Genomic DNA, 12,837 nt, shown 5'->3' with positions numbered 1-12,837 from the left:
GCTTGAACCCGTATTTGTTAGAGGAATAGATGACTGAACTTACCGCCCGCGACATTGCTGGCTACATTGATCACACCCTGTTGGCTCCCAACGCCTCCCGGGAACAGATTGTGCAGATCTGCGAAGAAGCCAAGAAGTATGAATTCAAGTCGGTATGCGTCAACCCACTGTGGGTTTCCACCGTGGCTCGCGAGCTTGAAGGCTCCGACGTCTTGACCTGCTCGGTGATCGGCTTCCCACTTGGTGCTTCGGCCACCGACACCAAGGTTTTTGAAACCAAGCACGCAGTAGCTGACGGTGCCAACGAGATCGACATGGTCATTGATATTGCTGCTGCACTGCGCGGAGATCGCGACGCGTTGGTCAACGAGATCTTTGCTATCGCTCAGGCCGCTCACGAGGGTGGCGCGATCTTGAAGGTCATCATCGAAACCTGCCTGCTCACCGAAGAAGCCAAGGTTTTGGCTTGCGAGGCCGCTAAGGCAGCAGGTGCTGACTTCGTGAAGACCTCCACTGGCTTCTCCACCGGCGGGGCCACTGTTGAAGATGTCGCATTGATGCGCCAGACCGTCGGCGCTGAACTCGGCGTTAAGGCCTCCGGCGGGGTGCGAAGCGTTGAAACTGCCCGAGCCATGATCGCCGCTGGAGCAACCCGTCTGGGATCTAGCTCAGGAGTTGCTATCCTAGAAGGAGAGCAAAGCGGTTCCAGCTACTAGGACATCGCACCGATCTGTTTCCTCAAGGAGAAAAAGTGTACTCGAACGGCAAGAACACTGCCCATTCAGGTGAAGGCCGCCTTGTCGGCAACATTGTTAGTTTTGTGATCTTCTTCGTGATGTTCTCAGCTGGCATTTACACCCTGGGCTTCTGGGAACTGGACAATGCGTGGTTGCCAACTCTTCTGGGCTTCGCCCTGATGTTCTTGGCTTTTGCTATTCCAATGCACCTGATGAGCCACTCCGAAAAGGCTGAAGCTCGCATCGCTGCAAGCGCTGCCCACCAGCAGTAATTCAGACTTTCGATAGTTGGGCGGTCCTACGGGATCGCCCAACTTTTCTTTAAGCTGTAGTGAATCCAAAAGCCGGCCATAAACTTGGGTTATGGAAAAGTCGTGGGATCAGCAGGTAGAAGATTATTGGAACGCTTCGGCGGCAAAGAGCGGCGAGCAGCTTCGTGCTGAACTTGATGAACTGCTATCCGGCTTGGACCCCAATGATCCACGTGTCCTATTTGAAATTGCTTCCCTGCATGATTTTCTCGGTGAAGAGCAACTGGCAGTAGAGCCCTACAGCAAGGCACTGCAGGCTGGTCTACCGGGTCAAAAGCAGGATGAGGCTCGGATCCAACTAGCGAGCACATTGCGAAATCTTGGAGATTTTGACCAAGCAATTAGCCTGTTGGAACAGGTTTCCCCCGACTCCGACTTACACATCGACGCACAGGGGTTTCTCACGCTCGCCTTATCGGATGCCGGTCGACAGACCGAAGCCGTGCGAATTGCTGTGACTGCTCTGGCGCCAGCGAGCAAACTCTACGCCAGAGCCTTATCCGCCTACGCCCAGGACCTTTCCGCCCCGGGCGTAGCGCAAAGCTAAGCCCATCTCCGTCTGGCCGGCGGTTATTTCGTAGCCGGTGCCGGGGTTGGTTCGAAGATCGCGTAGAGCAGCTTTTCGGCCCACTCCAAAATTTCTTCGTCCACTAGGTCGCGCCCGCCAATAGGTGAAGTTCTTGGCTTTGGAATGAAGATCGAGTTAAGCGCTGGCTTATTTGCTGCCCCTGGGTACAGGCGTTCCAGTCGGACTTGTCGTGACGCTGGTAGGTCTTCAATCTTGGCTGGTGACACCTTGATGTTGTTGCCAATCTGCTGAATGTCATTGAGCCCGACAGCCCGAGCACGGATGCGCAGTGCTGCTACCCGCATCAGGTTCTCGACCGGTTGCGGTAGCTTTCCGTAGCGGTCCACCAGTTCTTCACGCACCTCGGTCAACGCCTCGTCGGTTTCCGCGGCGGCGATATTGCGGTAAGCCTCCAAGCGCAGACGTTCACCGGGAACATAGTCGTGCGGTAGGTGAGCGTTGACCGGCAGGTCGATTTTCATCTCGGTGGCTTCTTCTTCACCCTCACCCTTGTAGTCGGCGACAGCCTCGCCCACGAGGCGCAGGTACAAATCAAAGCCAACCCCAGCAATATGTCCGGACTGCTCTCCACCAAGTAGATTGCCAGCTCCACGCAGCTCCAAGTCCTTCATCGCTAGTTGGTAGCCGGAACCCAACTCATTGTGCGCTGCTACCGCTTTGAGGCGTTCAAGAGCAATCTCGCCCAACGGCTTTTCTACATCCCACAGGAAGTAAGCGTAGGCACGCTCACGGCCACGACCGACTCGTCCACGAAGCTGGTGCAATTGGGAGAGACCATAGTTGTTGGCCCGGTCCACAATCAAAGTGTTGGCGTTGGAAATGTCCAAGCCGGTTTCAATAATGGTGGTGGAGACCAGAACATCAAATTTCTTTTCCCAGAAGTCCTGGATGATCCGTTCCAGTCGTGACTCACTCATCTTGCCATGCGCCACTTCAATGCGCGCTTCAGGGGCCAGCTCGCGAAGTTCTGCTGCCACTCGCTCAATGGATGAAACTCGGTTGTGGACAAAGAAGACCTGCCCATCGCGCATGAGTTCACGCTTGATGGCTGCCGAAATCTGCTTGTCGCTTCGCGGGCCAACGTAGGTCAAGACCGGATGACGTTCTTCCGGTGGCGTGGCCAAAGTGGAGGTCTCACGGATTCCGGTGAGCGACATTTCCAAGGTACGCGGAATTGGCGTGGCGCTCATTGCCAGCACATCCACGTTAGTGCGCAGCTTCTTAAGTTCTTCCTTGTGCTCAACACCAAAACGCTGTTCCTCATCGATGATGACAAGGCCAAGATTTTTGAACTGAACGTTTTTGGAGAGCAAACGGTGGGTACCGATGACGATATCAACACTGCCATCTTGCAGTCCGGCCATGATCTCCTTGGATTCCTTGGCCGTCTGGAAACGTGACAGTGTTTTCACTCGAACCGGGAATCCCGAATAGCGTTCGGTGAACGTCTGCTGATGCTGGGAGGCAAGCAATGTGGTCGGTACCAGTACCGCAACCTGCTTTGAGTCTTGAACGGCCTTGAAGGCTGCACGGACAGCGATTTCGGTTTTGCCGAAGCCCACGTCACCAGAAATCAACCGATCCATCGGGATTTCCTTTTCCATATCCGACTTAACCTCATTGATTGCGGTTAGCTGGTCAGGAGTTTCGATGAAGGCAAAGGCCTCTTCGAGTTCATGTTGCCAAGGAGTGTCTTGGCCGAAGGCGTGCCCACGGCTGGCCATGCGTGCCGAATACAGCTTGATCAAATCGCCAGCGATCTCCTTGACCGCTTTGCGCGCTTTGGACTTGGTGCTGGCCCAGTCTGAGCCACCCATCTTGGACAGGGTGGGTGCTTCGCCGCCGACATATCGGGTAACCATGTGCAGCTGGTCTGTGGGAACGAATAGTCGGTCCCCCGGTGCGCCACGTTTGGAGGAGGCGTATTCAACGACCAAGTATTCTCGTTTGGCGTCTTTGCCTGAACCTGCAACTTTGCGAGCCATCAATTCAACAAATTTACCGATGCCGTGCTGCTCATGGACGATGAAGTCCCCCGCCTGCAGGCTGAGTGGATCTACGGCATTGCGCTTGCGCTTTGCGGTGAGCTTGCGTCCCTTACGATTTGGGTACGCGCTTGAACGACCCAAAAGGTCGGCTTCGGTGAGTAGCCCAAGCTTGAGCTTTTCAAAGACAAATCCACGCCCAGCGGTCGCTTGGGTGATTTCGATAAGTCCCGCGGTTGGCGCCTGGTCAAGGGTTTCAACTCGGTGGGCTGGAATGCTGAATTCAGCGAACAGCTCAGATAGCCGTTGCGCTGGACCAGGTCCGTCGGTGGCCACAACAAAACGCCACTGATCTTTAACTCGTGAAGCGATGAATTCCATCATCGCCTCAATGTCGCCTTGATAGCCGTGTGGTTCCCGCGCAGGGATGCGAATGGTTGACGCGCCGACTTCCAGCTCTTCATCCGCGCCCATGGCGGTCAGCGCCCACCAGGACACCTTCGCGGCCTTGGCGTGCTCAAGGGTTTCGGAAAGCGAGGCAAAATCGCCGCTAGCGAGCTTGCGCTCCGAGCTGGCGGTGTTCAAATCCAGTGGGGCTGTGGCGCCATCTGAGGCCGAAGCCCACGCGGCCGCAAGGAACTCCGCGTTAGTGGCATTCAGATCCTGTGCACGGGCGCGCACTCGTTCTGGTTCCATGACCAGTGCAATCGAGGATTCCGGCAGGAGGGAAAGCAACGGAACCATGTGGTCCACCAGAAGGGGTGCCAGAGATTCCATACCCTCCACGGCGATGCCACCAGCAATTTTGGTGAGCATTTCTTCAGCGGCTGGGAAATGGTTTTTCAGGTTGGCAGCCCGGCTCATGACCTGTGGTGTGATCAACATTTCTCGGCACGGCGTGGCAATAATCTTTTGTGGGCCCTGGTCATCGGTGGAGCGCTGATCGGCGATGGCGAAGAAACGCATCGAATCAATTTGGTCACCGAAAAAATCGATACGGACCGGATGGTCCAACGTTGGTGGGAAGACATCGATGATGCCACCACGTACGGCAAACTCGCCTCGGTGCGTGACCATGTCCACCCGAGCATAGGCAGCTGATGCGAGATCCTTGATGACCTGATCAAAACCAGCCTCGGCGTCTAGTTCCAAGGTCACCGGGCGCAGTTCACCTAGGCCAGCAACGAGTGGTTGCAGCACTGCTCGGATGGGTGCGATCACCACGTTGAGATTTTCGTCCCGGTTGTGTAGCCGGCGCAGTACTTCGAGGCGACGTCCCACCGTGTCGCTTCGAGGCGAAAGGCGTTCATGCGGCAAGGTCTCCCACGATGGGAATTCAGCAATCTGCTCCACCGGAAGGAAGGCGTTTAGCGAGCTTGATACTTCTTCGGCTTCACGACCGGTGGCAGTGACAATCAGGGTCACTCCAGAATGTTTGCTCTCGCTCAGCGCCTGAGAAATCTGGGCGGCGAGGATCGCACGCATGCCTTGCGGGGCCGCGATCTCCAGCTCTTCACTCCGCGTCGAAAAGCTGTTCGCTGCACTTTGGTGGATGCGACGGAAGGATGGTTCCTCGCGCAGGAAGTCATGAAGTCCGCTCAGGCTCATGGGGGTTCGTATCCTCTCGTGCAGGCGCTTGAAGCCGTGTGCTCAGTTGTATTCCTGAACCAATTCGACACCACGAACACCGACCGCAAATGATATTCCGCGGTCGACTCAACGCCAATATGTTGTTTTAGGTGCAGTCCTAGCCTACCTAATACATCCCAGCGGATAGTGTTAATACTGTCCGTCCCCGGGCGTGCACTTTTTGTTGCCCGCCCAGCCAAATTTCCAGATTGGGATTAGCTTTCATGGCATTGAACGCAAGTACTCAGATCGGCCATCCTGCACAGCAGGTCATCGCTACTTTAAGCGATCGCGGCTTCGCCGAGCATCTGACCAAGGTCGCCAACGGCACCCTGAACGAATTCACCGTAGATGGCGATGTCGCAGGGGCCTTTACGCTAACGACAGTCCGTTCCGTGCCTACTGACCGGGTTCCTGACTTCGCTCGCAAGTTTGTTGGAGCCTCCATTGAAATCACTCAGGTAGAACAGTGGACCGCACCGGATGCCGGCGGAAGCCGTTCTGCAACAGTGCGAATCACCATCGGCGGCGTTCCGGTGACTGTCACTGGCACCGAGCAGCTCACCGGACAAGGCGAAACCTCGCAGCTAGCCGTTGATGCCAAAGTCTCTTCCTCGATTCCATTCATCGGCGGCAAGCTTGCTTCCGCCGCCGAACCCTACATTGGCAAGGCCCTGAACTTGCAGGCAGAACAGGTTAACGCTTGGCTCTCCAAGTAGGCCAACGACTCAAAAGATCGCTCTGAGCGCATTCCCCGGATCTGCGAATTTCGCAATACATCCGGGGATTTGTGCTCTTGATCATCGATCGCGATAGGCTGGAATAAGGTGTGCCGGGAAGTCTGGTCGGCGAGAAATATTCATTTAACGAAGTAAGCGAGTTAACGCATGAACCAAACTCCGTCTTCGGGTTCCGACAAGAGCCTGTTTTCCCGCCCAAGCTACAAAGAGTCCGTGCGCATCGGAGATATCCTGCGCAAAGAAACCGTCGGTGGCATGGTGCTTATCGCCGGAGCGTTGCTGGCACTAATCTGGGCCAACACTCCCCTACGCGAGTCCTACTTTGCACTGCGTGATTTCCACTTTGGCCCAACGCTGTTAGGTGTAGATCTAAATCTCTCCATCGGCCACTGGGCTGCGGACGCGCTGCTTGCGGTGTTCTTCTTCCTCACCGGTTTGGAACTGAAAAAAGAATTTGTCATCGGTGACCTGCGTAACGTGAAGACTGCAGCTGTCCCTGTGGCTGCAGCATTCGGCGGTGTCCTCGTACCGGCGCTCATCTTTGTGGCCATTGCTTCGGGCTCTGGCGGTGGCCAAGAACTACTACGCGGTTGGGCCATTCCAACAGCCACTGACATTGCCTTTGCTGTCGCCGTGCTGGCCGTCATCGGTTCGGCACTTCCAGCCGCACTAAGAATCTTCCTGCTCACCTTGGCAGTGGTGGATGACCTAATCGCCATCGTCATCATTGCCTTTGTTTTCACTGATGAACTTAAGCTCGGCTATCTTGGGCTATCGCTGATCCCGATCATTCTTTTCACTCTCTTGGCACGCTACTTGGGCAAGTTCTTTGCCAAGCGCGCTTGGGCTGCCTGGGTGATCTTGTTGCCATTGGGCATCATCACCTGGATCTTCGTCTTTGGCTCCGGCATTCACGCCACCATCGCGGGCGTAGTCTTGGGCTTCTGTGTCCCAGTCAAGCGCACGGACGGTCGCGAAGGAATCGGGCTTGCTGAACAGTTTGAGCATCGCTTCCGCCCGTTGTCATCCGGTATCTGCATCCCAATTTTTGCGTTCTTTGCGGCCGGCGTGAGCGTAGTTTCATCCGATCCAGCCAGTGGCAACGTATTTACTGACCCTGTCTTCTGGGGCATTGTTCTGGGTCTTGTGTTGGGCAAGCCGATTGGCATCATGGGATCAACCTGGTTGCTGACCAAATTCACCAAGGCTTCCTTGGACAAGGATGCTCAGTGGGGTGACTTGCTCGGGGTAACTCTGTTGGCAGGAATTGGCTTCACCGTCTCGCTGCTGGTTTCCGAGCTGTCCTTTGGTCTGGAATCTGCTCACTATGAGCATGCGAAGGTTGCCATCCTCAGCGGTTCGTTTATCGCAGCTATCCTCGGCGCCCTGTGGCTTGTCCCGCGCAATCGTCGCTACAAGGTGATCAATGAGCGTGAGACTCGGGACGCTAATGCTGATGGTGTGCCTGATGTGTATCAGCAAGATGGCGAAAATAACTAGCGTGCAGAATTCGTAGCTAGTAGTTAAACGACTGTGGCGCTTGCCCTCCGAGATGGAGAGCAAGCGCCACAGTTCTTTGCGTGCTGGCTACTTATTAGCGCCAAACATGGCCGCTTCAGCAGCGACCCAGGCGAGCATCGCGCACTTGACGCGAGCAGGGAACTTGGAGACGCCCACGAAGGCGGCAGCGTCCTCTAGGACCTCTTCATCTGGTTCAAAGGTTCCCTTGGAGCGCATCATCTCGCGGAAGATCTCCAGCTTGTCCAAGAACTCTTCCTTGGTCATCTCCGGGAGCATCTCGCTGAGTACTGAGGCCGAGGCCATGGAGATAGAACAGCCATCGCCTTCCCAGCTCATGGCTTCAAAATGGTCTTCATCGTTCAATTCCACGCGCACGCGGATCTGGTCACCACAAATGGGGTTGTGCTGGTGTGATTCACCGTGCAGAAGCCCTTCGGTGGTCTCCACCAGTGGCGAGCCGAAGCGTCGCTTGGAGTGATCCAGGATGACCTGTTGGTATAGCTGATCTAATTCGTTCACTTAGACTCCAAAGTATTCGCGCACGGAGCTCAAGGCGACTAGTAGAGCCTTGATATCGTCTTCCGTGTTGTACAGATAAGTGCTTGCACGAGTGGTCGCAGTGACGCCCAGGGCTCGGTGCAGTGGTTGTGCGCAGTGATGTCCTACTCGTACGGCAATGCCACGCGAGTCTAGGTATTGCCCTACGTCGTGTGGGTGCACTCCTACGACCTCAAATGGCACGGTACCGATTCGACGGACGTCGCTTGGTCCAAAGACGCGCACGCCTTCAATCTTGGATAATCCTTCAAAGAGCAAAGTACCCAGGTGTTCTTCCCACTGAGCGATGCGGTCCATGCCAATTTCTTGCAGGTAACTTACCGCGGTAGCCAAACCATGGGTCTGGGCAATGCGCTGGGTCCCGGCTTCAAAGCGCTGCGGAGCCGGAAGAAATTCTGCGTGCTCCATATCAACCACGGTGATCATTGATCCGCCGGTGAGGAACGGAGGCATGGCGTTCAGTAGTTCTTCACGACCATAGAGCGCCCCGATGCCGGTTGGCCCGAGCATCTTATGTCCTGAGAAAGCCATGAAATCCACGTCAAGGGCCTTCACGTCTACCGGAAGGTGCGGTACTGACTGGCAACCATCAAGAACAGTCAGTGCACCAACCTTGCGGGCAGCATCGACAAAACGCTGAGTATCGGTGATAGTTCCCAAGACGTTGGAGACGTGGGTGAAGGCTACAAGCTTGGTCTTCTCGGTCACCAACTCATCGATCAAGTCATAACGCAATGATCCGTCTTCGCTGACAGGAACGTAACGCAAGGTAGCACCAGTGCGGAACGCAAGTTCCTGCCACGGAATCAGGTTGGCGTGGTGCTCAATTTCGGTGGTGAGAATTTCATCGCCAGGACCAATGCGGAAGCGTGCCGCGGCTTCTCCTCCGCGGCCCAATGAGGCATTGGAGATTGAGTAGCTGATTAAGTTCAGTGCTTCTGTTGCGTTGGAGGTCCACACCAGTTCATTGGTGCGTGCGCCGATGAATTTCGCGACGGTCTCGCGCGCCTCTTCATAGATTTCGGTGGCCTCAACGGCTAGCGTGTGAGCGCCACGGTGTACGGCCGCGTTAGCGTTTTCGTAGTAGTGCTGCTCCGCTTCATACACGCAACGTGGCTTTTGGCTGGTTGCACCAGAGTCTAAGTACACGACGTCGGTGCTGTTGACTTGATGCTCCAGAATTTCAAAGTCTGCCTTGATTCGCTGAACCTCGACGGCGCTGAGCGATACATTGGCTTCTGGCTGACCGGTCATCGTCTGCACGTGGTCCTCCGAATAATTGTCATGGGATGCCATGTTTCGCCGGTTGTCAGAAACCGTTGAAGGATTAGGCAAGGTGTACATTGGGTAATTATTCCACTCCGGCTCAAGAAGTACATCTAAGTTTGGCCTTAGTAAGTAACACCTCAAAGGGGACCTATTTAACGGATCGAGGACCGCGGTGAGTTGGCTGAGCCATCCCGCGATCCTCGAAAACTAAGTGTGAGCACAATGCAAGGCAACGTGATACAGATTAGCTGGTATGGAATTTTGTTTGGGCTGCTTCGAGACCCGAGCTCATTAGTAGCTCAACAGCGTCTGCGCAGTTATCAATCAAAAACGGAAGATCTTGCTTTTCCGTCTTCGAGAAATCTTGCAGGACCCATTTAGCCGTGTCCATGCGTCCTGGTGGACGACCAACTCCTGCGCGAACGCGCAGATAGTCTTTGGAACCCATTGCTTTGGAGATATCGCGCAGACCGTTATGTCCACCTTCTCCCCCGCCACGTTTGAGTTTGACGGTGTCAAAAGGAATATCGATCTCATCGTGAACGACGATCAGGTGATCAACGTCGATTCCAAAGAACTTAGCGGCGTTGGCCACCGGCCCTCCGGAGAGATTCATAAATACCGTCGGCTTGGCCAGCACGATGCGCGGACCGCCGACACCCATGCGGCCTTCAACGATTTGCGACCGGGAGGAGTGAGTTTTGAATTTCGATCCCACACGGTTGGCCAGTTCATCGAGCACCATTTGCCCAATATTGTGTCTATTGCCAGCGTAGCCGGACCCGGGATTCCCGAGTCCGGATACGAGCCAAGTGCCATCACTCATGATGCTTAGCTAAAACCTAGTTCGCTGGAATTAGGCAGCGATCAAGAGGTCCAGGTGATCAACGGTGCGGTTAAGCGCGTGGATCTGGATGTCCTTGATGCTGGTCTTTACGGTCTTGCCTTCAACGTTCAGAACGAGCTCAACGCTACGGTCACGAACAGCAAGGGTGGTTTCGTGGATTGGCAGCAATACGTGCTGTGGCTCCGAGCCTGCACCGTAGATTACTGCTGGGATCTGGCCGTCGCGACGAGCCTGGCGGGCAGCGCCCTTACCGAAATCGGTGCGTACTACGGCGTCAAGGTTTACAGATGCCATGATGATTCTCCTTAGGAAATAGATGCTTCGTTAAGGCCCTTGCGTGGACTCGGGAAGCAACTAACATCTAAGAGATCTAGAGCTTTTCCGGCCTTGTCGATAACGGTCCCACCATTTCTGGTGATTCCCTCGCCTGGGCACAGTCAATAATTCTACCAGTTCCGCTTCCAAGGAAGAAAACCTGTAGCGAACGCCACTAAATCAGCTTAGTTGTCGAAACGATAACAATTCGGTAATAACGCTCCCCCGCTGCTTAGTTAGATTCCACGAAGAATGCCTTCGCGGCTCACAGCGAAGGTCCTCACTGTCATCCAAAGGCAGAGATCAGAGTAGGCGAAGGTCAAGTCGTTGCCTCCATTCAGAGTCACCCGTTCCATGGAAAAAGCCATCGACCGGGCAACTCGCATCGATGCCTCTCTCCCCATTATCTATTTTGACAGTCTCCAAAAGAGGATCATAGGGACTGTCTGCCGACTAGTCTCGGCGTGGTGTCTTGCCCCTGACTAACCAATGATCCGGAGTGTTTTCACTGAGGCTGGGATGGCAGCAGAGCATCTACAAATTACTACCTTTCCCAAAAGGGAATGAGTCACCAGTCAAAAAGTTCTATGTACAGTTCTGAGTCCGGATCAAGTGCTGAAAGCCGCTCAACAATCCCTGAATAGAGTTCAATGGACGGTGGAACGGATGATTTGTCCAGTTCCGTCTTCATTCGATCCAAGACAGGTTGAACCTTGCAGGACAGACGATACTGATAGGTCGTTTTCCCATCCTCTACTTTGTGTAAAGAGCGCTCGTCCCATAAGTCATAGATTGCTTTCCCGAGCCAATAGTCTTCTTTGCCGCCGATGTAGTCGCCGTCGAGTTTTCTGATACTTGTGATCCACGTACCCATGCTTTTCTCCTTAGTACCCTCACTCGTGACCCTACTGTGCGTCACCGACAGGTTAAGTCACCCAAATACTGACGGATACTGTCGCACTCATCAGCGATCAAATTACGGGCTGAGCCTCTAGGCTGATCTTGAGGTTGACTCAAATCTTCTAATGGATGAAGTCGGTGGGCATGCCTTTCCCATGCCAATTACGAATCCGGACCAGACGTCGTTCAGCTGGCCAATGCCTGCGCCATCTGTCAGTCCGGATCTGCCCAGTCATGGTTTCACCAACCAAGACCGTTTTGATTTTGTCTAGACACAGCCGTCCGGCTACTATCTCGATCAGTTTCAACTGCACTAGAGGACGTTGATTCTGCATAGTGTAGGAGAGGCTCAAGCCCTTTACCTGAGCTTCTCAGCAACTCGGCTTAACCGCTTCTGGCCGGCCCCAAAAGGGACCGGCCAGAAGCTATGCGAAACGAGGGCTACTAAGCGCGGCCGTCAAACAGGTTCGTGACCGAACCGTCGTGGAATACTTCCGAGATCGCGCGAGCGATAGTCGGTGCAATGGACAGCACCGTCAGGTTCTCAAAACGCTTGTCTTCAGGGATTGGCAGGGTGTTGGTGACAACAACTTCGCGTGCACCACAATCAGCCAAACGCTGAGCAGCAGGATCCGAGAAGACAGCGTGGGTAGCTGCGATGATGACGTCCTTGGCGCCGGCTTCCTTCAGCACGCGCACAGCACCTGCGATGGTTCCACCGGTATCAATCATGTCGTCAATCAGGATCGCGGTGCGGCCCTCAACCTGACCCACAACGGTCTTGGACTCTGCCTGGTTAGGCACGGTCAAGTCGCGGGACTTGTGTACGAAGGCCAGAGGAACGCCGCCCAAACGGTCAGCCCACTGCTCTGCTACGCGAACACGTCCGGTGTCTGGGGAAACCACGGTGGCTTCGTTAACATCAATTTTGGTCTTGATGTAGTCCGCCAGCATTGGGAAACCAAAGAGGTGGTCAACCGGGCCGTCGAAGAAGCCCTGAATCTGCGCGGTGTGCAGGTCGCAAGAGATGATACGGTCTGCGCCGGCAGTCTTGAATAGGTCGGCAACCAGACGAGCCGAGATAGGCTCGCGGCCACGGCCCTTCTTGTCCTGTCGTGCGTAAGGGTAGAACGGAGCTACCACGGTGATACGACGAGCCGAAGCGCGCTTCATCGAGTCAATCATGATCAGCTGTTCCATCAGCCAGTTGTTTGTTGGCGCTGGGTAGGACTGCAGCAGGAAGACGTCCTTACCGCGGACCGACTCGTCCGAGCGCACGTAGATCTCGCCGTTGGCGAAGTCATAGGCGTTCAGCGGCAGAAGTTCGGTGCCAAGTTCCTTGGCGACCTCGGCGGCTAGTTCCGGGTGTGCACGACCGCTGGCCAGCACCAGCTTTTTGTCGACGTTATGGCTGATTTCACTCATTGGGTATGCTT

General features: G+C 55.0%; 12 protein-coding genes. 5 read left to right on the top strand and 7 right to left on the bottom strand.

All coding sequences use genetic code 11. From position 1 onward, the window contains the following. Positions 1-29 precede the first annotated feature (29 nt). The 3 genes from deoC (at position 30) to AC1Z3F_RS01390 (ending at position 1,595) form a co-directional block, all read left to right on the top strand. The gene (gene deoC, locus AC1Z3F_RS01400) at positions 30-716 is read left to right on the top strand and encodes a deoxyribose-phosphate aldolase (RefSeq protein WP_483566393.1); all 687 of its coding nucleotides are present in this window, start codon (positions 30-32) and stop codon (positions 714-716) included. Between the two features lie 35 nt (positions 717-751). Continuing rightward, positions 752-1,009: a hypothetical protein gene (locus AC1Z3F_RS01395; RefSeq protein WP_131090138.1), complete on the top strand. Its 258-nt coding sequence runs from the start codon at positions 752-754 to the stop codon at positions 1,007-1,009. A 91-nt stretch (positions 1,010-1,100) separates the two neighbouring features. Beyond that, positions 1,101-1,595, top strand: a complete 495-nt coding sequence (locus AC1Z3F_RS01390; RefSeq protein ID WP_483566392.1) for a tetratricopeptide repeat protein — start codon at positions 1,101-1,103, stop codon at positions 1,593-1,595. A 23-nt stretch (positions 1,596-1,618) separates the two neighbouring features. Here AC1Z3F_RS01390 and mfd read toward each other — a convergent pair whose 3' ends face one another. Beyond that, positions 1,619-5,230 carry a transcription-repair coupling factor gene (gene mfd, locus AC1Z3F_RS01385; protein ID WP_483566390.1) on the bottom strand — a complete coding sequence of 1,204 codons (3,612 nt, stop codon included), beginning with the start codon at positions 5,228-5,230 and terminating at the stop codon, positions 1,619-1,621. A gap of 245 nt (positions 5,231-5,475) precedes the next feature. Here mfd and AC1Z3F_RS01380 point away from each other — a divergent pair, with 245 nt between their 5' ends. Both AC1Z3F_RS01380 and nhaA read left to right on the top strand, forming a co-directional pair. After that, positions 5,476-5,970: a DUF2505 domain-containing protein gene (locus AC1Z3F_RS01380; RefSeq protein ID WP_262198198.1), complete on the top strand. Its 495-nt coding sequence runs from the start codon at positions 5,476-5,478 to the stop codon at positions 5,968-5,970. 168 nt (positions 5,971-6,138) lie between these two features. Further along, positions 6,139-7,491 (top strand): Na+/H+ antiporter NhaA, encoded by a 1,353-nt coding sequence (nhaA, locus tag AC1Z3F_RS01375; RefSeq protein WP_483566389.1) that lies wholly within the window; start codon positions 6,139-6,141, stop codon positions 7,489-7,491. A gap of 87 nt (positions 7,492-7,578) precedes the next feature. Here nhaA and sufU read toward each other — a convergent pair whose 3' ends face one another. The 6 genes from sufU to AC1Z3F_RS01345 all read right to left on the bottom strand — a co-directional run bounded on the left by sufU (position 7,579) and on the right by AC1Z3F_RS01345 (position 12,826). After that, complete coding sequence (sufU, locus tag AC1Z3F_RS01370; protein ID WP_131090143.1) at positions 7,579-8,031, bottom strand: Fe-S cluster assembly sulfur transfer protein SufU; 453 nt, start codon at positions 8,029-8,031, stop codon at positions 7,579-7,581. Beyond that, the gene (locus AC1Z3F_RS01365; RefSeq protein ID WP_131090372.1) at positions 8,032-9,324 is read right to left on the bottom strand and encodes a SufS family cysteine desulfurase; all 1,293 of its coding nucleotides are present in this window, start codon (positions 9,322-9,324) and stop codon (positions 8,032-8,034) included. A 259-nt stretch (positions 9,325-9,583) separates the two neighbouring features. Then, positions 9,584-10,165, bottom strand: a complete 582-nt coding sequence (gene pth, locus AC1Z3F_RS01360) for an aminoacyl-tRNA hydrolase (RefSeq protein ID WP_483566388.1) — start codon at positions 10,163-10,165, stop codon at positions 9,584-9,586. Between the two features lie 30 nt (positions 10,166-10,195). Continuing rightward, positions 10,196-10,480 (bottom strand): 50S ribosomal protein L25, encoded by a 285-nt coding sequence (locus AC1Z3F_RS01355; RefSeq protein ID WP_131090145.1) that lies wholly within the window; start codon positions 10,478-10,480, stop codon positions 10,196-10,198. 589 nt (positions 10,481-11,069) lie between these two features. Beyond that, entirely contained in the window at positions 11,070-11,375 is a 306-nt protein-coding gene (locus AC1Z3F_RS01350; RefSeq protein ID WP_483566387.1) for a hypothetical protein, read from the bottom strand. 470 nt (positions 11,376-11,845) lie between these two features. Beyond that, on the bottom strand, positions 11,846-12,826 hold the full coding sequence (locus AC1Z3F_RS01345; protein ID WP_131090147.1) for a ribose-phosphate diphosphokinase: 981 nt from the start codon (positions 12,824-12,826) through the stop codon (positions 11,846-11,848). Positions 12,827-12,837: the final 11 nt, after the last annotated feature.

It is taken from the genome of Glutamicibacter sp. MOO4, assembly GCF_056934395.1.
This window is presented reverse-complemented; position numbering and strand designations above follow the sequence as displayed.

Coding starts and splice junctions, on each gene's coding strand:
- AC1Z3F_RS01380 (WP_262198198.1), top strand. CDS start 5,476: ATGGCATTGAACGCAAGTACTCAGATCGGCCATCCTGCACAGCAGGTC.
- AC1Z3F_RS01365 (WP_131090372.1), bottom strand. CDS start 9,324: ATGACCGGTCAGCCAGAAGCCAATGTATCGCTCAGCGCCGTCGAGGTT.
- deoC (WP_483566393.1), top strand. CDS start 30: ATGACTGAACTTACCGCCCGCGACATTGCTGGCTACATTGATCACACC.
- AC1Z3F_RS01345 (WP_131090147.1), bottom strand. CDS start 12,826: ATGAGTGAAATCAGCCATAACGTCGACAAAAAGCTGGTGCTGGCCAGC.
- mfd (WP_483566390.1), bottom strand. CDS start 5,230: ATGAGCCTGAGCGGACTTCATGACTTCCTGCGCGAGGAACCATCCTTC.
- AC1Z3F_RS01355 (WP_131090145.1), bottom strand. CDS start 10,480: ATGGCATCTGTAAACCTTGACGCCGTAGTACGCACCGATTTCGGTAAG.
- nhaA (WP_483566389.1), top strand. CDS start 6,139: ATGAACCAAACTCCGTCTTCGGGTTCCGACAAGAGCCTGTTTTCCCGC.
- AC1Z3F_RS01350 (WP_483566387.1), bottom strand. CDS start 11,375: ATGGGTACGTGGATCACAAGTATCAGAAAACTCGACGGCGACTACATC.
- pth (WP_483566388.1), bottom strand. CDS start 10,165: ATGAGTGATGGCACTTGGCTCGTATCCGGACTCGGGAATCCCGGGTCC.
- AC1Z3F_RS01390 (WP_483566392.1), top strand. CDS start 1,101: ATGGAAAAGTCGTGGGATCAGCAGGTAGAAGATTATTGGAACGCTTCG.